This window comes from Nocardioides allogilvus, assembly GCF_003047285.1.
GTDB lineage: Bacteria > Actinomycetota > Actinomycetes > Propionibacteriales > Nocardioidaceae > Nocardioides > Nocardioides allogilvus.
The window spans coordinates 80,852-100,067 of record NZ_PZYX01000009.1; the positions used below are offsets into that span (position 1 = coordinate 80,852).

General features: G+C 68.8%; 16 protein-coding genes and 1 tRNA gene. 6 read left to right on the forward strand and 11 right to left on the reverse strand.

Features of this window, described 5'->3' with window-relative positions:
* The first annotated feature begins 35 nt into the window (after positions 1-35).
* Both C9J87_RS19705 and C9J87_RS13875 read left to right on the forward strand, forming a co-directional pair.
* Positions 36-1,592: a binary toxin-like calcium binding domain-containing protein gene (locus C9J87_RS19705; RefSeq protein ID WP_157953208.1), complete on the forward strand. Its 1,557-nt coding sequence runs from the start codon at positions 36-38 to the stop codon at positions 1,590-1,592.
* Between the two features lie 92 nt (positions 1,593-1,684).
* On the forward strand, positions 1,685-2,497 hold the full coding sequence (locus tag C9J87_RS13875) for a class I SAM-dependent methyltransferase (RefSeq protein WP_232820054.1): 813 nt from the start codon (positions 1,685-1,687) through the stop codon (positions 2,495-2,497).
* Positions 2,498-2,550: 53 nt separating this feature from the next.
* On the opposite strand, the gene C9J87_RS13880 is transcribed toward C9J87_RS13875, so the two are convergent.
* Both C9J87_RS13880 and C9J87_RS13885 read right to left on the reverse strand, forming a co-directional pair.
* The gene (locus C9J87_RS13880; RefSeq protein ID WP_198652362.1) at positions 2,551-5,109 is read right to left on the reverse strand and encodes a YhgE/Pip domain-containing protein; all 2,559 of its coding nucleotides are present in this window, start codon (positions 5,107-5,109) and stop codon (positions 2,551-2,553) included.
* A gap of 74 nt (positions 5,110-5,183) precedes the next feature.
* A complete protein-coding gene (locus tag C9J87_RS13885) occupies positions 5,184-5,744 on the reverse strand; it encodes a hypothetical protein (protein ID WP_051204208.1) in 561 nt (186 codons plus the stop codon).
* A 183-nt stretch (positions 5,745-5,927) separates the two neighbouring features.
* Here C9J87_RS13885 and C9J87_RS13890 point away from each other — a divergent pair, with 183 nt between their 5' ends.
* Positions 5,928-7,181, forward strand: coding sequence for a lipopolysaccharide biosynthesis protein (locus C9J87_RS13890; RefSeq protein WP_107705816.1), 1,254 nt, complete (start codon positions 5,928-5,930; stop codon positions 7,179-7,181).
* On the opposite strand, the gene polA is transcribed toward C9J87_RS13890, so the two are convergent.
* Positions 7,178-9,886 carry a DNA polymerase I gene (polA, locus tag C9J87_RS13895; protein ID WP_198652363.1) on the reverse strand — a complete coding sequence of 903 codons (2,709 nt, stop codon included), beginning with the start codon at positions 9,884-9,886 and terminating at the stop codon, positions 7,178-7,180. The two genes, C9J87_RS13890 and polA, sit on opposite strands and share 4 nt — an antisense overlap.
* A gap of 63 nt (positions 9,887-9,949) precedes the next feature.
* Between polA and C9J87_RS13900 the strand changes: the two genes are divergently transcribed.
* Positions 9,950-10,387: a hotdog fold thioesterase gene (locus C9J87_RS13900; protein WP_010833390.1), complete on the forward strand. Its 438-nt coding sequence runs from the start codon at positions 9,950-9,952 to the stop codon at positions 10,385-10,387.
* 6 nt (positions 10,388-10,393) lie between these two features.
* Here the strand turns inward: C9J87_RS13900 and C9J87_RS13905 are convergent, their stop codons facing one another.
* From C9J87_RS13905 to C9J87_RS13935, 7 genes are all read right to left on the reverse strand, one after another.
* Positions 10,394-10,960 carry a GNAT family N-acetyltransferase gene (locus C9J87_RS13905; RefSeq protein WP_157953209.1) on the reverse strand — a complete coding sequence of 189 codons (567 nt, stop codon included), beginning with the start codon at positions 10,958-10,960 and terminating at the stop codon, positions 10,394-10,396.
* A gap of 164 nt (positions 10,961-11,124) precedes the next feature.
* The gene (locus tag C9J87_RS13910) at positions 11,125-11,844 is read right to left on the reverse strand and encodes an ABC transporter ATP-binding protein (protein ID WP_010833388.1); all 720 of its coding nucleotides are present in this window, start codon (positions 11,842-11,844) and stop codon (positions 11,125-11,127) included.
* The gene (locus C9J87_RS13915; RefSeq protein WP_010833387.1) at positions 11,834-12,637 is read right to left on the reverse strand and encodes an ABC transporter ATP-binding protein; all 804 of its coding nucleotides are present in this window, start codon (positions 12,635-12,637) and stop codon (positions 11,834-11,836) included. The genes C9J87_RS13910 and C9J87_RS13915 overlap by 11 nt, the downstream gene beginning before the upstream one ends.
* The gene (locus C9J87_RS13920) at positions 12,630-13,781 is read right to left on the reverse strand and encodes a branched-chain amino acid ABC transporter permease (protein ID WP_051204206.1); all 1,152 of its coding nucleotides are present in this window, start codon (positions 13,779-13,781) and stop codon (positions 12,630-12,632) included. The genes C9J87_RS13915 and C9J87_RS13920 overlap by 8 nt, the downstream gene beginning before the upstream one ends.
* Positions 13,778-14,773, reverse strand: coding sequence for a branched-chain amino acid ABC transporter permease (locus tag C9J87_RS13925; protein ID WP_010833385.1), 996 nt, complete (start codon positions 14,771-14,773; stop codon positions 13,778-13,780). The genes C9J87_RS13920 and C9J87_RS13925 overlap by 4 nt, the downstream gene beginning before the upstream one ends.
* Positions 14,774-14,875: 102 nt before the next feature.
* A complete protein-coding gene (locus tag C9J87_RS13930; RefSeq protein WP_051204205.1) occupies positions 14,876-16,036 on the reverse strand; it encodes a branched-chain amino acid ABC transporter substrate-binding protein in 1,161 nt (386 codons plus the stop codon).
* A gap of 165 nt (positions 16,037-16,201) precedes the next feature.
* Positions 16,202-16,819 (reverse strand): ANTAR domain-containing response regulator, encoded by a 618-nt coding sequence (locus C9J87_RS13935; protein WP_010833383.1) that lies wholly within the window; start codon positions 16,817-16,819, stop codon positions 16,202-16,204.
* A 39-nt stretch (positions 16,820-16,858) separates the two neighbouring features.
* Between C9J87_RS13935 and C9J87_RS13940 the strand changes: the two genes are divergently transcribed.
* Both C9J87_RS13940 and C9J87_RS13945 read left to right on the forward strand, forming a co-directional pair.
* Positions 16,859-16,941, forward strand: a tRNA-Leu gene (locus tag C9J87_RS13940).
* 34 nt (positions 16,942-16,975) lie between these two features.
* Complete coding sequence (locus C9J87_RS13945; RefSeq protein ID WP_036490866.1) at positions 16,976-17,755, forward strand: hypothetical protein; 780 nt, start codon at positions 16,976-16,978, stop codon at positions 17,753-17,755.
* 1 nt (position 17,756) lies between these two features.
* Here the strand turns inward: C9J87_RS13945 and pyk are convergent, their stop codons facing one another.
* Complete coding sequence (gene pyk / locus C9J87_RS13950) at positions 17,757-19,205, reverse strand: pyruvate kinase (RefSeq protein WP_036492986.1); 1,449 nt, start codon at positions 19,203-19,205, stop codon at positions 17,757-17,759.
* Positions 19,206-19,216 lie beyond the last annotated feature (11 nt).

Consider the following 19,216-nt stretch of genomic DNA (forward strand, 5'->3'; position numbering starts at 1 on the left):
CGAGGCGGTGCCGTCTCCGGACGAAAGGACATCTCATGCGCACGCGTCGTTCCAGCCTTGCCATCTGTTCCAGCCTGTTGCTGGTCCCGGCCCTCGGTGCTGTCGTCAGCACCGCACCGAGCACCGCCGCCCCACCGGACGCCAAGCCACCCGCGTTCACAGCCTCGGCCTCCTCCGACGTCGTGGCCGTCGGCAGCGAGCTGGGGACCGCAGGTTCACCGGCCAAGCTCGCCGTCGGCCGCTCGAGCGGCGCGGTCGACCCGACCCTGCCGCGCGACAACGTCCGCGCCACCTCGGCCAACCTCGACGCCGAGCTGCTGCTCGGCCGGGTCCCGCTCCCGATCGACCGGGTGACGGCGACCGCCGCCCCGCGCTCGGGGCCCACGAGTCGCAACCTCCTCCCGGTGCCGGCCAACCCGCTCATCACCCCCGGCCTCCTCGTCGGCACCGTGTCGGCCGACTACGGCACCGGATCGAGCTGCCCCGCCGCGGTCAAGGGGATCCGCACCTACTCGGACGCGCTGACGACCCTCGCGTCGGCTGTGGTCGGCGACCTCTCCGCGGTGCCCGGTGCGCCCGCCCACATCGCCTCGATCGGCGCCTCGCGCACTCGCGCGACCACCCAGCTCGTCGACGACAAGATCGGCGGGTCGGACGTCGAGTCCGTGACGACCACCTCCGTGGGTGACGTCTCCCTGTTCGGTGGCCAGGCCGTCGTCAAGGTGACCAGTCCCGTGGTGCTGCGTGCCCACACCGACGGCACGAAGGGCAAGGTCGCCTACGACTCGCCGCCCACGATCCAGGTCGTGCCGGCTTCGGGGCAGGCCATCGCCGTACCCCTCAACGGGACGCCGGTGTCGATCCCGATCGTGGTCCCCGGCCTCAACACGAGCGTCACGGTGACGGGTTTCAACTTCACCGACCAGAGCGCTGGTGCGCTCGCGGCCGGCGGCTCGCAGGCCCTCCTGCGCGTCGACGTCGACGTGATGGCCGCAACCACGCCCATCGCCGACCTGCAGATCTCGATCGCGCCCATGTCGGTGCGTGCCGCTGCTCCTGCCGGCGGCGTGCTGTGCGACCCCGACGACGACGGTGACGGCCTGTCCAACGAGACCGAGAAGGACCTGGGCACGAAGGCCAACAACCCCGACACCGACGGCGACGGGCTCACCGACGGCCAGGAGGTCAGCGGCATCCGGATCAAGGGCCCCTTCAAGGCGTGCCGCACGCGCACGAGGGGATCGATCTTCGTGAAGACCAACCCCCTCTCCAAGGACACCGACGGCGACAAGATCAACGACCGCGTCGAGGCCAAGGGCTATCGGATCAAGCAGCGCGTCGTCGTCAAGCGCAACGGCAAGACGGTCAACATCGGCCGTGTCCGCAGCAACCCGGCCAAGGCCGACACCGACCGCGACAAGCTCACCGACGGTGACGAGCGCACGGGCCGTCGCAACAAGAAGTGGAAGCGTCGCAAGACCAGCCCGATGCTGTGCGACACCGACACCGGTGGGACCAGCGACGGCCGCGAGGTGCGCTTCGGGTCCGACCCGACCCGCATCAAGTCCGGGCCTGACGACACCCGCGGCTGACAGCCGAACCGCACGTGTGCCGACGGACCGCCCATCGAACCCCGATGGGCGGTCCTCGCACGTCGCTGCCGAGCAAGGGATACCGTCAGCCCGTGGATCATCTGCCGCAGTCCGTCCGGGTCGAGCGCCGGTCCGTGGACGAGGACGAGTCGCGCAGGGCCAACGGCCCCGACTGGGACCGCTACGCCGACGAGTACCAAGCCACCCACGGGGGTTTCCTCGGCGACGCCGGGTTCGTGTGGGGGCCCGAGGGCCAGACCGAGGCCGACCTGCAGGTCCTCGGCCCGGTGGCCGACCGGGACGTGCTCGAGGTCGGATCGGGTGCCGGCCAGTGCTCGCGCTGGGTCCGCACCCATGGCGGGCGGGCCATCGGCCTCGACCTCTCGCACCGCCAGCTCCAGCACAGTCGTCGCCTCGACGAGAACACCGGTGTCCCGGTGCCCTCGGTGCTGGCGACCGCCACCCACCTCCCCTTCGCGGACGACTCCTTCGACATCGTCTTCTGCTCGTTCGGAGCCCTGCAGTTCGTCGCCGACATCGAGCAGGCGCTCGACGAGACCGCCCGCGTGCTGCGCCCAGGCGGCCGGTTCGCCTTCTCCATCACCCACCCGACGCGGTGGATGTTCCCTGACGACCCGGGGGTCGGCGGCCTGACCGCCTCGCAGTCCTACTGGGACCGCACCCCCTACGTCGAGATCGACGACGCGTCCGGCGTCGTGTCGTACGTCGAGCACCACCGCACCCTCGGTGACTGGGTGCGGCTCCTGGCCGCCCGCGGGTTCGTGCTCATCAACCTGGTGGAGCCCGAGTGGCCTGCCGACCACGACCGTGTCTGGGGCGGCTGGTCACGGACACGCGGAATGCTGACACCGGGAACCGCGATCTTCGTGGCTGACCTGGTCTGAGCACACCGAACGGCGGTGCCGCTCACAGAGCGACACCGCCGTCGGTTGATCCGTCAGGCGAAGCGGCGGCGCAGGCCGAGCGCCCCCAGCCCCAAACCGAGGAGCAGCAGACCCGCCGCGCCTCGCTGGATGTTGCGTCCACCCTCACCGTCGTCACCCAGCAGCTCGAACGAGTAGGCCGTCATGCCCGAAGCCTCTTCGGGTGCGCCGTAGGCCATTCGCTCGGTGTCGGCACGCTCGGCACCGGCCCCGATCACGGCGTAGAGCTTGCCGTAGTCCTGAGCTGTCGCCCGACCCGCCTCGATCAGCTGCGACATCCCTTCCGTGGAAAGGCGTGTCGCACCGTCCCGGAGGGCAGGGGCACCGCTGGCCGCCCGGTGCAGACCGTCCGACAGTCGACCCGACCCATCGGCCGCGTCGCCCAGCCCCTCAGACAGCTGGCCGGCTCCAGCGGCGAGCTGACCCGAGCCGTCCTTGGCCTTGCCCGTGCCGTCGGCGAGCTGACCTGCACCGGCGGCGAGCTCGCCCGAGCCCGCGCGCAGCTGGCCGGTGCCGTCCGCCAGCTTGCCCGCACCAGTAGCGAGCTTGCCCGCGCCTGTAGCCAGGAGGCCACTGCCATCAGCGAGCTGACCGGCTCCACCGTCGATCTTGACGAGGCCGTCGGTCAGCGCACCCGAACCGGTGTAGGCCGTTGTCGCCCCGGACGAAAGCTGCAGGACACCCGCCACGGCCTTGGTCAGGCCGATCTTGAGCTGATCGAGTCCACCGCCGACCTTCGCCGTGCCGTCCCGGAGGGCGATCGCGCCAGCCTTCGTCTTCGTGGCACCAGCCTTGGCCGCCGTCAATCCACCCGCGATCTGCCGGGCGCCGGGGATCAGCTTCGTGTCGAGTCCGGCCAGCGCATCGCCAAGACCGACCGAGACCTGCCCGAGCCCTCCCGAAGCCTGCCCGAGGTCGGTCCGACTGGCAGCTACTCCATCGATCAACGCATTGACGGTGCCAGTGCACTGTGGTGCGAGGGTCGGATGCGTGGCGCAGAAGGTCGTGCGCACGCTTTCCAGCCCCATGCGCAGTTCCTCCAGTCCGCCGCCCGGCTGCATCGGCCCGTTGGCGGGCGCCAGGGCCAAGTCGAGTCCTGCCTTGATCGCGTCCGTGGCGTTCTGCGCCTTGGCGAGACCGCTCCCGTCGGTCGGGTCGGCGAGCACGCCGGCATCGCCGCGCAGCTGACCGAGCCCACCCGCGAGCTGGGTGGCGCCGCCCTCCAGCACCGTGAGACCGGCCTCCAGGCTGTTCAGCCCGAAGAGCAGAGTGCCGTCCTGCGTCGTGGACCCGAATCCGGCGAGCATCTGGTTCACGCCTGTGCGCAGTGTGTCGACTCCGGCGACGGCCGTCGGCAGACCGGTGCTGTTGTCGGCGAGAGTTCCCAGCCCACCGCTGATCTGCTTCAGCCCGTCCTCGAGCTTCTCGCTTCCCGTGAGCGCCGCGCCCGTGCCCGTGGCAAGCTGGCCTGCGCCGGTGTTGAGCTTCCTGGCACCGGCGTTCAGCTCGCCCGCTCCCGCGGACAGCTTGCCCGCACCGTCGTCCAGCTTGCCCGCACCGACGCGCAGTCGCTGTGCACCGTCAGCCAGCTTCCCGGCGCCCTCGTCAATCTTGCCGAGGCCGCCGTCAAGCTCCAGCGCACCGGACGCCAACCGCGCCGCGCCCGGCGCGGCCTCGCCGGCGAGACCGGCATTGAGCTGGTCCGCGCCGTCGCTGAGCTGGATCAACCCGGCCAGGAGCTCTCCAGCACCATCGCGCAGACGCAGCAGGTTGGTGTCGATCTCCGTCGCGCCATCGGCGAGCTTGACGCCGGTGTCAGATCCCGACTTGTAGCTGTCACCCGCCGTCCGGAACGTGGGGCTCTCGAGCGGGTTCACCGGGAGCGCGGAGATGGAGGCGCCCGGCACGACACCATCAGTGACGTTGGCTGTGTAGCCGAACGACACCTCGTCGGAGCCGAGGGGCGGGAACAGAGTCATCGTGAACGAGAGGCGAGTGCCGCCCTTGCCGTCGCCAGCCATGTTGGCTTGCCCCGAGGTCACCTCGGTGAAGTTCGCGGGAGCGACGGTGCTCAACGAACCCACCATCGGAATCGGCACTTCGGCGGTCTCGGTGACGGTGCCACCCTTGCCGTCCGGGTAGCTGATCTCCTGTGGGCTGGACGTCACGTTGCGGACCGTGTACTCGACCTCCAGTGCACCGTCAGCGCCCACGAGGTTGTCAGGGTCGATCCGTTCGCCGTCGAGGCGATACTCCACCGACACTTGAAGGGGAAGGTCACCGTCGTAGTCACTGACGGAGCGAAGGCGCTCGACTCCGTCGACATCGACGCTGACCTGCTGGAGCCCATCCTCGACGTCGTAGCCCGAGAATCCATCGAGGTTACGGAGACCGGATTCCTCGATCGGGTTCAGAACATCGACGCTGCCTTGGCCAGTCAACGTGAGCTGCTCATAGACGCGCTGGCTCTGGATCTGACCATGTGAGTCGAGGTAGACCTGCACGGTCTCGGTGTTGACCACTTCGACGTCACCATCGGCCGCGAAGGCAGCAGGTGCGGATGAGAGCGTCATCAACGCGAGGGTCGTCAGTCCTGCGACCACGGCGCCCGCTCGTCGGGGCCCGGCTCCGCCGTACATGTTCGCGCTCACTTTGCGATCTCCATCGTGTCGTCGATCCGGGTCCGGCTCTCGTCTTCTGCGTCGCGGGTCGGCGGCGAAGGCTCAGCTGTGTCCGACAGCCAGGCAGTCACGAGGAATCCCACAGCTACGCACAGCCCCAGAGCCGTGCCGGTGCTGATCGACGTGTCGAGGACCTGTGGCGGTGCTGCGGCGTACGTGAACTCGTATGCACCGGCAAAGCTGCCCGCGCCCAGAAGGGCTGCCCACAATGGGAGCCGCCCAGCGCTCAGAGCGACGAGGCCGACACACAGGAGAACAGCCAGGAAAGCCGCCCCAGCACGCCCCGTCGAGGTGTCCGGCATCAGGCCGGCGCGAACCAGATATGACACTAGGCCCGCGACGAAGCCGAGCGCGTAAGCGCCCAGGCGCCGGGGCGGGGTGGCGTCCGGCACCAGCGCGACGATGGCGCCTGCCGTCATCCCGAGCAGGGCGACCGCCTCGAGTTCGAGGTCGAATGTCTCCCCCACGATGATCGTGAGGCCGGTTGATGCAGCCAGCAACACCCCGGCAAACAAAGTTTTGCGCATGCGAATAACAGTCCTCCCAGTGCCGTGGCCTCCCTGACCACGTGATCACCCCAGACGGGCGATCGCACGAATATACCCTTCAGTAGCTATGCGCACGCAATGTTTGTGTCAGTGACCTTGACCGGCCGCGCACGCCGCATGACAACTCGGAGCGAAGCACCATCTAGGCTCGCCCGCGTGGGAATGAGAGTCGCGGTCGAACGCATCGCCAACAGCAGCTCCGGCATCGCGGTGTCGATGGCGATCATGAACGTCGCGACCTACGGCTTCGTGCTGCTCGGCTCCGACCTGCTCGGCACCGAGACGTACGGCGCCGTCGCGGCCTCGCTCAACGTGCTGCTCGTCATCAGCGTCGGCGCGCTCGGGCTGCAGGCGACCGCGGCTCGACGCATCTCCGCGGACCCGCAGCACGTCGCCCAGATCGAGCACTCGATCCTGCGCGTCACCTACCGCGCCGCCGCCGCGCTCGGCGTCATCATGCTCGTACTGAGCCCGGCCATCCAGCGCCTGCTCAACCTCGACCACATCGGCGTCGCCCTGCTCATCGCGATCTCGACCGTGCCGCTGACGATCGTGGGCGGCTTCGCCGGGATCCTGCAGGGCGAGCGGCGCTGGGCGGCGCTCGGCCTGCTCTACATCGCATCCGGTGTCCCCCGACTGGTGATCGGCACCGCCTTCATCGCCTGGCGCCCGACGGAGCTCTGGGCCCTCGCCGGGATCGCCGTCAGCTTCTGGGCGCCGGTGCTGGTCGGCTGGTGGGCGCTGCGCAACAGGCGCCACCCGAGCGACGAGGCCGCCGGGCACACCGGCATGGCCATGCTCAAGGAGAGCATCAGCAACGGCCAGGCGCTGTTCGCGTTCTTCGCGCTCAGCAGCGTCGACATCGTCGTGGCGCGCAACGTCTTGTCCAACCACGAGTCCGGGCTCTACGCCGGCGGGCTCATCCTCGCGAAGGCGATGCTGTTCCTGCCGCAGTTCGTGGTGATCGTCGCCTTCCCGACGATGGCCACCGGCAGCGGGCGCCGCAAGGCCCTGGTCGTGAGCCTGTCCCTCGTCGCCGCGCTCGGCACGGTCGGCACGCTCGCCGCCTGGCTGCTCTCGGGCATCGCCATCCGCTTCGCCGGCGGCGTGAAGTACGCCGAGGTCGAGCCCCGCCTGTGGATCTTCGCCATCCTCGGCACACTGCTCTCGATGATCCAGCTGCTCGTCTACTCGGTGCTCGCCCGCCAGGGCAAGCGCTCGGTCTACGTCGTGTGGCTGGCCCTGGTGACCCTGGTCGCGGTGGGCCTCACGACCGAGACCGTGCTCGGCCTGGTGACGACCGTCGTGCTGGTCGACGTCGCGCTGCTGCTCGTCCTGCTGGGAGTCAGCGCGTGGTTCCTGCGCGACGGCGCGCCCGCCCCCGAGGAACCCGCCGCCACGACGCTCCAGTCCTAGTGCGCGGCGTCGTGCCAGCTGCGACCGGTCCCGACCGACACGTCGAGCGGCACGGCGAGGTCGGCCGCGCGGCCCATCTGCTCGCGCACGAGCGTGGCCAGCGCGTCGCTCTCCCCCGGCGCCACCTCGAACACGAGCTCGTCGTGGACCTGCAGCAGCATCCGTGACGACAGGCCCTGCTCGAGGATCGCCCTCTCCACGTTCAGCATGGCGACCTTGATCAGGTCGGCTGCCGAGCCCTGGATCGGCGCGTTGAGCGCCATCCGCTCAGCCGTCTCACGCCGCATCCGGTTGTCGCTGGTGAGGTCGGGGAGATAGCGACGCCGGCCCAGGATCGTCTCTGTGAAGCCGGATCGGCGCGCCTCGTCGACGATCCCGCCGAGGTAGTCGCGGATGCCGCCGAAGGTCTCGAAGTACTCGTCCATGAGCCCGCGGGCCTCGGACGGCTCGATGCGCAGCTGCTGCGAGAGCCCGAACGCCGACAGGCCGTAGGCCAGGCCGTAGTTCATCGCCTTGATCTTGGCGCGCTCCTCGGTGCCGACCGCGTCGGCGTCCATGTCGAAGACCCGCGCTGCAGTGATCGAGTGGAAGTCGTGACCGGAGCGGAACGCCTCGATCAGCAGTGCGTCCTCGGAGAGGTGGGCCATGATCCGCATCTCGACCTGGCTGTAGTCGGCCGTCATCAGCGACTCGTAGCCGTCGCCGACCACGAACCCCTCGCGGATGCGACGACCGGCCTCGGTGCGGATCGGGATGTTCTGCAGGTTGGGGTCGGTGCTGGACAGGCGCCCCGTGGCGGCGATGATCTGGTTGTACGTCGTGTGGATCCGCCCGTCGGAGGCGACCGTCTTGAGCAGCCCCTCGACGGTCTGGCGCAGCCGGATGACGTCGCGGTGACGCAGCAGGTGTTGCAGGAACGGGTGCTCGGTCTTCTCGTAGAGCGACTGCAGGGCGTCGGCGTCGGTGGTGTAGCCGGTCTTGGTGCGCTTGGTCTTCGGCATGTCGAGCTCGTCGAAGAGCACCACCTGCAGCTGCTTGGGCGAGCCGAGGTTGATCTCCTTGCCGATGACGTCGTAGGCGTCGGCGGCGGCCGCCTTGACCTGGTCGCCGAACTCGGACTCGAGCCCCTCGAGGTAGTCGGTGTCGACCGCGATGCCGGTCTGCTCCATCCGCACCAGCGTGGCGACCAGCGGCAGCTCGACGTCGGCGAGCAGCGTGGTCCCGCCGTGTTCCTCGACCGTGTCGTCGAGGGCATCGGCCAGGTCGAGGATCGCGCGCGCCGTCAGCATCGCGACGTCGCTGGCGCCGGTGTCGTCGAGGGTGTCGAAGCTCAGCTGGTCGGCGTCGCCGGTGTCCTGGCGCAGCTCGCGCTTGAGGTAGCGCAACGTCAGGTCCGCGAGGTCGTAGGACCGCTGGTCGGGCTGGACGAGGTAGGCCGCGAGCGCGGTGTCGACGGCCAGCCCGTACAGCTCCCAGCCGCGCGCCGCGAGGGCGAGCGTGGGGCCCTTGGCGTCGTGCATGACCTTGGGCAGGGCCGCGTCGGCCAGCCAGCCGGCCAGCGCTGCGTCGTCCTCGGGCGAGATCTCGGTGACATCGATCCAGGCCCCGGCACTGGCACCGGCCGCCAGGGCGACCGAGACGACGTCGCCCGTGCCGGCCCGCCAGCTGCCTTGTACGGCGACGCCGACCCGCTTCGCGTCGCTGGCGTGCTCCGCCAACCACGCGGCAACGCCGCCGGACGCCAGCCGCTGACCGTCGAGCTCGAAGCCGGACTCGTCGATCTCGTCGCCGGCGGCCGGGTCGATGGTGTCCATCAGCCGCGTGCGCAGCTCGCCGCGGAACTCCAGCTCGTCGAGCAGCTCGAGAGCAGCAGTGCGGTCCCACGGCTGGCGCACCGTCTCGCCGGGGCGCACGGGCAGGGTCAGGTCGCGGATCAGCGCGTTGAGGTGGCGGTTGCGGATCACGTCGCCGAGGTGGGCGCGCAGCGCCTCGCCCTTCTTGCCGGTGATCTCGTCGGCGCGGGCGATCACGTTGTCGAGCCCGTCGAACTGGTTGATCCACTTCGCGGCATAGCCCTGGCCGACGCCGGGCACGCCCGGCAGGTTGTCGGAGGTCTCCCCCACGATGGCCGCGAGCTCGGGATAGCGGTAGGGCGGGACGCCGTACTTGTCCTCGACGTAGTTGGGGGTGAGCCGGGCGAGGTCGCTGACCCCGCGCATGGGATAGAGCACCGTGGAGTTCTCGGTGACGAGCTGGATGGAATCGCGGTCACCGGTGAGGATCAGGACCTCCATGCCCTCGGCGAGGGCCTGGGTGGCGAGGGTGGCGATGATGTCGTCGGCCTCGTAGCCCTCGAGCTCGAGGTGCTGGATGCGCAGCGAGTCGAGGACCCGCTGGATCAGCGGGAGCTGGCTGCTGAACTCGCCGGGGGTCTTGTTGCGCTTCGCCTTGTATTCCGGGTATTCCTCGAGCCGGAACGTCTGGCGCGACTTGTCGAACGCCACGGCGACGTGGGTCGGCACCTCGTCGCGCAGCACGTTGACCAGCATCGAGGTGAACCCGTAGACGGCGTTGGTGTGCTGGCCCGAAGCTGTCGAGAAGTTCTCCACCGGCAGCGCGAAGAACGCGCGGTAGGCCAGCGAGTGACCGTCGAGGAGGAGCAGGCGGGCGGGAGTCGTGGTGGGGGCGGCGCTCGTGTCGGACACGACGCGACTCTATCCGCCGGCACCGACGACGCCGAGCGACCGGGGGTCGGCCACAATGCCTCCATGAGCGACCTCAAGCTGCCGACCACGGGCCTCACCATCGACGAGTTCGTGGCGATGATGCCGCAGGGCATGGGTGCCCTGAACGAGAAGATGGGCCTGGTGATCACGGAGATCTCGGCCGAGCGCATCGTGGCGACGATGCCCGTCGAGGGCAACACCCAGCCCTACGGCCTCCTGCACGGCGGCGCGTCCGTGGTGCTGGCCGAGACCCTCGGCTCCATCGGGTCCGCGATCCATGCCGCTCCCGACAAGATCGCCGTGGGCGTCGACATCAACGCCACCCATCACCGCGCGGCGACGTCGGGCACGGTCACCGGCACCGCCACACCGATCCACCTCGGTCGCAGCATGGCTGCCTTCGAGGTCGTCATCACCAACGAGGAGGGCAAGCGCGTCTGCACGTCGCGCATCACCTGCGCCCTCCTCGACAAGCCCTGAGGTCGCTCAGGAGGCGACGTGCTCGCGGCCCAGTCGCCGAGCAGCCAGGACCTTGTCGACCTGGCGTGATCCGCGGTTGCGGGTCGCGGAGCGTCGCCCCGACAACTTGGAGCGTACGGCGGAGGTGCTGGCGGCACGCAGCGTCGCCTGCGGCGTCAGCGAGAGCCGGGCCATGAAGCGGTTGGCGTCGCGGGAGTTGGCCATCGCAGCAGTCGCCACCGTGGCGATGCCGTGGGCCTCGGCGAACCGGGTTGCGGCATCCATCAGCGCCGTACCGACACCGCGGCGACGGAACTCGGGCAGCACGTGCGGCGAGACGGCCAGCACGGCGGAGTCGAGGTTGAGCGGCGTGAGGGTGGTCGCCTCGAGGAAGACCGCGCCCGCCACCCGCCCGTCGAGCTCGGCCACGGCGATGCAGCGGTCGTCGCGGTCGGCGCATCCCTCGATGACGCTGAGGACGTCGGCCTCCTGCTCCGCCGCGCTGCCGCGACGCAGGATGTCCGTCCACAACTCACGCAGCGCCGGCGCGTCAGCCGTCGCGGCTGCCCGCACCTGGACCGAGGTCCTGCTCATGCTCAACTCCATAGGATCAGCCCCGTGATACTGCGTCCCCCGTGCCGAGAAGGTTCTCGGCCATGTGCGATGACCTTACGCTGACCTGATGACCCGTGTCAGGTGAGGTGTCCGCCGCGAGCGCCGTGTTCGGCGCCCACGCCGGAGTGTGCTGAAGCTCCGGCTCAGACGTCGCCACCGAGGTAGGCCGCCCGCACGGAGTCGTCCCCCGCGAGCTCGCGTCCGGTGCCGGAGCGGACGATCGCGCCCGTCTCCAGGATGTGAGCCGAGTCCGAGCGCTTCAACGCCTGGGCGGCGTTCTGCTCGACGAGCAGCACCGTGGTGCCCTGGTGGTTGATCTCGGTGATGATCGAGAAGATCTGCTGGATGAACTTGGGCGCGAGGCCCATCGACGGCTCGTCCAGCAGGATCAGCCGCGGCTTGGCCATCAGGGCCCGACCGATGGCCAGCATCTGCTGCTCGCCACCGGACATGGTGCCGGCGGTCTGGCTGATGCGCTCCTTCAGCCGGGGGAAGAGCTCGAAGACCCGGTCCAGGTCGCTCAGGTAGGCGGCGCTGCGTCGGTCGTTGCGGACGTAGGCCCCCATGTCGAGGTTCTCGCGCACGGTCATGCCCGGGAAGCAGCCGCGACCTTCGGGCGACTGCGAGATGCCGAGCTTGACCCGCTCGTAGGGAGGCAGGTGGGTGATGTCCTTGCCGTCGAAGACGACCTTGCCCTGCCGCACCTTGCGCAGCCCCGAGATCGTCTTCAGCGTCGTCGTCTTGCCGGCGCCGTTGGCGCCGATCAGGCTGGTGATGCTGCCTTCCTTGACCCCGAACGAGATGTCACGGATGGCCTCGATGTGCCCGTAGTTGACGCACAGGTTCTCGACCTCAAGAAGCATCTTCTTCATCCACTCCCAGGTAGGCGGCGATGACCGCCGGGTTGTCACGGATCTCCGACGGCTTGCCCTCGGCGATCTTGCGCCCGAACTCGAGCACCACGATCCGGTCGGTCACGCCCATGACGAGCTTCATGTCGTGCTCGATCAGCAGCACGGTGTAGCCCTCGTCGCGGACCCGCTTGATCAGCTCCATCAGCTGGACCTTCTCCGCCGGGTTGAACCCCGCGGCCGGCTCGTCGAGGCAGATCAGCTTGGGACCGGTGGCCATGGCCCGGGCGATCTCCAGGCGCCGCTGGTCGCCGTAGGACAGGTTGGCCGCGAGCTCGTCGGGGTTGCGGTGCAGACCCATGAACTTCAGCACCTCCATCGCCCGGTCGTGTCCGTGCCGCTCCTCACGACGGTGCTTGGGGAGTCGGAACAGCGCACTCGCCATGCCGGTGGAGTGCTGGGCGTCGGCGCCGACCAGGACGTTCTCCAGCGCCGTCATCGACTTGAAGAGGCGGATGTTCTGGAAGGTCCGGGCGATGCCGAGGCGCGCGATCTGGTAGCGCTTGCGGCCTGCGATCGAGGAGCCCTCGAAGACGATGTCGCCGCTCGTGGGCGCGTAGATGCCGGTGACCGCGTTGAAGCACGTGGTCTTGCCCGCGCCGTTGGGACCGATCAGGCCGAGGATCTCGCCCTCGTTGATGTGGAACGTCACCTCGTCGAGGGCCGTCAGGCCACCGAACTTCAAGGTCAGATCCTTGATCTCCAGGACGCGTCGGCCCGGGCTCTGCGTGGTGTCGTCAGACACGGGACGTCTCCTCTCCTTCGGCGCCCTCTTCGAGCGCCTCGATCTCAGCCTCGGACTGCTTGGCCCGCACCGTGCGGCGCGGGGGCAACAAGCCTTCGGGACGGAAGATGGCCAGCGCCATCAGGGCGGCGCCGAAGACCAGCACCCGGAAGTCGGTGAACTCGCGGAACCGTTCGGGCAGGTAGGCCACCACCACGGCGCCCACGAGCACACCCCAGCGGTTGCCCTGGCCACCGATGACGACAGCGGCCAGGAACATGATCGAGAACAGCAGCAGGAACGACAGCGGGTTGATGAACGACTGCCGGCTGGCGTAGAGGGCTCCGGCGAGACCACCGATGAAGGCACCGGTCGCGAACGCCAGCAGCTTGAACCGGAAGGTCGGGACGCCCATCAGCTCGGCGGCGTCCTCGTCCTCGCGGGTCGCCTCCCAGGCGCGGCCGACCCGGCTGTCCTTGATCAACCGGTCGGCGAAGAGCACCAGGATGACGACCGTCAGGCCCATCCAGTAGTAGGGGATCTGGTCGAGCACCCCGAACTCGATGAACTTCGTGGTGTCGTTGAAGTCCAGCAGCGGGACACCGCTCTCCCAGTTCAGGTGCGGGATCTCGAACAGCGCCTTGCCCGGCGGGCGGGCAATGTCGTTGATGCCCTTGGAGGCACCCAGCCACTCGGTGTTGACCGCGACCAGCCGGATGATCTCGCCGAAGCCCAGGGTCACGATCGCCAGGTAGTCGCCGCGCACGCGCAGCGTCGGCCAGCCGAGCAGCACACCGGAGATCGTGGAGGCCAGGACCGCCATCGGCAGCGCCAGCAGGAGCGGCCAGTTGGCGTGGAACGTGGTCAGGATCGCGGCGGTGTAGGCGCCGACGGCGTAGAAGCCGACATAGCCCAGGTCGAGCAGGCCGGCATAGCCGACCACGATGTTGAGCCCGAGCGCGACCAGGCAGTAGATGGTGACGGTGAACAGCACGCCGCCGAAGTCGGTGCCGGGCGGCGAGATGAACGGCGGCTCGAGGAGGGGCAGGGCGTAGGCGAGGACAGCGAACGCGACCCACAGGCCGATCTTCACCGGCTTGGGGAGGCTTGCCACTCGCTCACCGAGGCTGCCGGTGAGCTTCTTCACTGCAGGTGTCTTGCTCATGCGCGTGCCTTTCCGAGCGACTCACCCAGGATTCCGGTCGGGCGGAACAACAAGATGACGACCAGGATCACGAAGGCCACCACGTCTCGCCACTCCGACCCGAACAGCGCGGAGCCCCAGTTCTCGGCCACACCGAGGATCAGGCCGCCGACCAGGGCGCCACGCAGGTTGCCGATGCCACCGAGGACGGCGGCGGTGAAGGCCTTGACGCCGAGGGTGAAACCGACGTCGAACTTCGTCGTCTCGATCTTCAACATGTACAGGAAGGCCGCCGCACCGGCCATGAGCCCGCCGAGCAGGAAGGTCATCTGCACCGCGCGGGTGGAGTTGACGCCCATCAGGGCCGCGGTCTCGGGGTCCTGTGCGGTGGCGCGGATGCCGCGGCCGAGCCGCGAGCGGCGTACGAACTGGTCGAGGACCACCATCATCACGATGGCGGACACGATCACCAGCACGTCGATCGAGGTGACCTGGTAGTCACCGATCGGGAAGAGCTGCTTGTTGTCCAGGACGTTGGGCATGCTCCGGTTGATCCGGGCGCCGGCGACGTAGCGCTGGAGGTCGTCCTCGAGCCCGAACCAGCCGGCGATGCGATCACGCAGGCCCATCAGCTCGGCCAGCACGAACGAGGCACCGATCGCTGAGATCAGCGCGATGAGACGGGGAGAGTTGTTCTTGACCAGCCGACGGTAGGCGACGCGCTCGAGCACCAGGGCGATGGTGGCCGACATGGCCATCGCGGCCACCAGTGCGAGCAACAGGACGCCGATGCCCTTCATCGTGCTGACGCTGCTGTCACCGACGAGCAGCATCGTGGTCCACAGGGCCGCGAAGGTGCCGTACATGAAGACTTCGGAGTGAGCGAAGTTGATGAGCTGTAGGACGCCGTAGACCATCGTGTAGCCCAGGGCGATGAGGGCGTAGATGGCGCCGAACGCCAGTCCGGTCACGGTCAGCTCGGCAAAGTTGTTGAACAGGAAGTCGAAGTTCACCAGGCCTCCTCGGCCACAGGTTGAGCAAGGTTGAGCAAGGTTGCGGCCGGGAGGAGGACCCCCCGGCCGCAGTTTCTTACACCGATGTCAATGCGTCTCGGACTACTTGATCTCCTGGTCGGAGACGATCTCGCCGCCCTTGACCGTGTAGGCGTAGACGTGGACGTCGGCAGGCTCACCGGTCTCGTCGAAGGAGAGCTGCTTGGTCACGCCGGCTGCGTCGTAGTCGTTGACGAACGCCAGCATGTCCTCGCGGTTGTCGATGCCCTCGGCGATGCCGTCCAGGAAGATCTGGGCGGCGTCGTAGGCCTCCGCGGCGTAGGTGCCCGGAGCACCACCGAACTCGGCCTCGTAGGCGGACGCGAACTCGGCGACCGCCGGGTCCTCGGCCGGGATGCACGGGCAGGTGATGATGGTGCCCTCGGCGGAGTCGCCGGCACCGTCGAGGTAGCCCGGGTCCTTGACGCCGTCGGCCACGATGAACTCGCCCTTGTAGCCCGAGTCACGCAGCTGGCGCACGATCAGCGCCGCCTCGGCGTAGTAGCCGCCGAAGAAGACCGCGTCGGCCTTGGACGAGCGCACCTTGGTCACGGTGGCGCTGAAGTCGGTCTGCGCAGCCTGGATGGTGTCGTCGTCGACGACCAGGTCGCCCAGGTTCTCCTTGACGATGTCGGCCAGGCCGGCGCCGTACTCGGAGGCGTCGTCGACGACGAAGACAGCCTTGGCACCGACGGTGTCCTGGATGTACTTCGCGGCGGCCGGACCCTGCGTGGCGTCGTTGCCGAGCGCCCGGTGGAAGGTGTCCCAGCCGTTCTCGGCCAGGGCCGGGTTGGTGGCCGACGGGCTGACGGTCGGGAGACCGGCCTCGGCGAAGATCGGACCGGCGGCCGCAGACTCACCGGAGAACGCGGGACCGACGATGCCGATGATGGCCTCGTTGCCGGCGGCCTCGGTGGCCAGCGACGGCGCCTGGTCGGGGCTGCCCTGCGAGTCGATCTGCTCGTAGGCCACCTCGCACTCGGCGTCCTCGTTGTACTGGTCGATGGCCAGCTGGGCCCCGTTGATGATGGGCTCGCCGAGTCCGGCCGCGGGGCCGGTCTGGGGGCCGAAGAAAGCCAGCGTCAGGTCACACGCCGCGCCGCCGCTGCTTGCCTCGTTGTCGCCACCGTCGCCCGAGTCGGTGGTGCCACAGGCACTCAGAGTCAGCCCCGCCGTGGCGATGAGCGCGATCACTGCGCGCTTGGGCCTCGTGGTTCGCAACATTGGTCCTCCGTCTTACTTGGGGCCATGCAGGGGTCCTGCACGGGTCGGGTGGAGCGAAACCTAGCATCATCGATGTGCCCTGAATCACCCTTCAGGCACCAACTTCCTCCGGCCGTGATGCATTTGTGACTGAAGAGTTTGGGGCCAGGTCCCGCAGAACGGGGATCAATCCCGTCCCGGGCCGTGTTCGACGACGCCCTCGGCCACCTGGCGCATGGACAGGCGGAGGTCCATGGCGGTCTTCTGGATCCACCGGAATGCCTCGGGCTCGCTGAGTCCGAGCTGCGCCTGCAGGATGCTCTTGGCCCGCTCGACGGCCTTGCGGGTCGCCAAGGAGTCCTGGAGATCGGCGACCTCGCGCTCGAGGACCGTGACCTCCTCGAAGCGGCTCACGGCCATCTCGATGGCCGGCACCAGGTCGGTGCGGGTGAACGGCTTGACGAGGTAGGCCATGGCACCCGCGTCCCGCGCCCGCTCCACCAGGTCGCGCTGCGAGAAGGCGGTGAGGATGACGACCGGCGCGATCCGCTCGCCGGCGATCTGCTCGGCGGCCGCGATGCCGTCGAGGATCGGCATCTTCACGTCGAGGATGACCAGGTCGGGCCTGAGCTCCTGGGCGAGCTCGATCGCCTTCTGGCCGTCGCCGGCCTGGCCGACGACGTCGTAGCCCTCCTCCCCCAGCATCTCGGCGAGATCCATCCGGATCAGCGCCTCGTCCTCGGCGATGACGACGCGACGGGGTACGGCGGGGCTCGGGATGCTCGTGGCGGCGGGGTCGGTCACGACGCCAAGGCTAGTCGGGTACGGTTTCCTCGCTCCCCAGCCGGGTTGGCGGAATGGCAGACGCGATGGTCTCAAACACCATTGTCCGAAAGGGCGTGTGGGTTCGAATCCCACACCCGGCACCCTGATGTCGGTGGCGACCTCTTACATGAGGCTGTGCCCCACGTCCGCCCTCAGTCCGTCGTCGACAGCGCCCTCGCTGCGTCGTCGGCTGGCATGCGCGACGCCGACAATGCACAGCTCCACGGCGTGGCAGTCAAGACGATCCGACGTTGGCGCCGGCTCTACCAACGTCGCGGGCAGGAGCGCGGACAGCAGCACCTCGCTCCGCCGTGTCCTCGGTGCGACGAGGGCCCGCTGGATCCGGCGGCATACTCAGAACTGCTCGGTTGGTATCTCGGCGATGGCTACATCTCGAAGGGACGTCGCAACGTCTACAACCTGCACGTCTACAACGATCTGACGTACGAGCGTCTCAATGCAGAGATCTTGATGCTGATGCGCGCGGTCAAGCCCGGCTCGCGACCCCACACCAGGATTGTGCCCGGATGCGTCGTCTCCACCGTTTCGTGGAAGCACTGGCCCTGCCTCTTCCCCCAGCACGGTCCCGGCCGCAAGCACGACCGACCCATCGTGCTCGAGGAGTGGCAGGCGGAGATCGTGACAGCGTTCCCGGCCGACTTCCTGCGAGGTCTCTTCCACTCCGACGGCGCACGGGTGCACAACTGGGCGACGCGGATGGTGGGTGGGGAGAAGCGTCGCTACGACTATCCCCGCTGGCAGTTCAGCAACCGCTCCGACGACATCCGCGACCTCTGCTGCTGGGCGCTCGACCTGGTCGACGTCGCCTGGCGCAGGTCAGGTCCGTGGACCATCTCCGTGTCGCGCCGGGAGGCAGTCGGTCGCCTCGACGCGCTGATCGGCCCGAAGACCTAGCTCACGACGTACGTCGATAGGCCGGCGCGGCTCCGTTGATCGCATCACCCATGCGGTGGATGCGCAGGGCGTTCGTCGAGCCCGGGATCCCGGGCGGGCTGCCGGCGATGATGACCACGAGGTCACCCTCCTTGACGCGCCCGATGTGGATCAGGGCCTCGTCGACCTGGCGCACCATCTCGTCGGTGTGCTCGACCTCGGCGCCCTGGAAGGTCTCGACCCCCCAGGTCAGCGAGAGCTGGGACCGGGTGCGGGCCTCGGGGGTGAAGGCCAGGATCGGGATCGGTCCGCGGTAGCGCGAGAGCCGCTTGGCGGAGTCACCGCTCACTGTGAACGCCACCAGGAAGGCCGCACCCACCGACTCGGCGACCTCGGCCGCCGCCTTGGCGATGATGCCGCCGCGCGTGTGGGGTTGCCAGGTCACTGCAGCCATGTGGCCGAGGCCGTGCCGCTCGGTGGAGGTGACGATCCGGGCCATCGTCTGCACGGCGATGACGGGGTAGTCCCCCACGCTGGTCTCGCCGGAAAGCATCACCGCGTCAGCCCCGTCGAGCACGGCGTTGGCGACGTCGCTGGCCTCCGCGCGCGTCGGCGCAGGGGCCGTGATCATGGACTCGAGCATCTGCGTGGCGACGATGACGGGCTTGGCGTTGCGACGGGCCTTGTCGATGATCCGCTTCTGGTGGATCGGCACGTCCTCGAGCGGGCACTCGACGCCCAGGTCGCCGCGGGCGACCATGATGCCGTCGAAGGCGTCCACGATCTCGTCGATGTTCTCGATCGCCTGCGGCTTCTCGATCTTGGCGATGATCGGGACGAAGATGTCCTCCTCGCGCATGATCGCGCGCACGTCCTCCGCATCAGCCGCGTTGCGCACGAAGCTGAGCGCGATGAAGTCGACCCCGAGGTTGAGCGCCCAGCGCAGGTCGGCGGTGTCCTTCTCCGACAGTGCGGGCACGGACACGGCGACGCCGGGCAGGTTGATGCCCTTGTGGTTGGAGACCTTGCCGCCGACGATCACCTCGGTCACGACGTCGGTGCCCTGCACCGCCGTCACCCGCAGGCGCACCTTGCCGTCGTCGATGAGCAGCGGGTCGCCGGTCTTCACGTCGCCCGGGAGCCCGGCGTAGGTGGTGCCGCACTGGTGCTGGTCGCCCAGGACGTCGCGGGTGGTGATCGTGAACGTGGCGCCCGGCTCCAGCCGCACCGGCCCGTCGGCGAACATGCCGAGCCGGATCTTGGGGCCCTGGAGGTCCGCGAAGATGCCGACCCCGTGGCCGGACTCGTCGCTGGCCCGGCGCACGAGGTGATAGCTGCGCTCGTGGTCGGCGTGCTCGCCGTGGCTCATGTTGAGCCGGGCGACGTCCATCCCCGCGTCGACGAGCTCACGGATGGCCTCCGGGGTGGACACCGCAGGGCCGAGGGTGCAGACAATCTTCGCTCTTCGCACCACTCGACCCT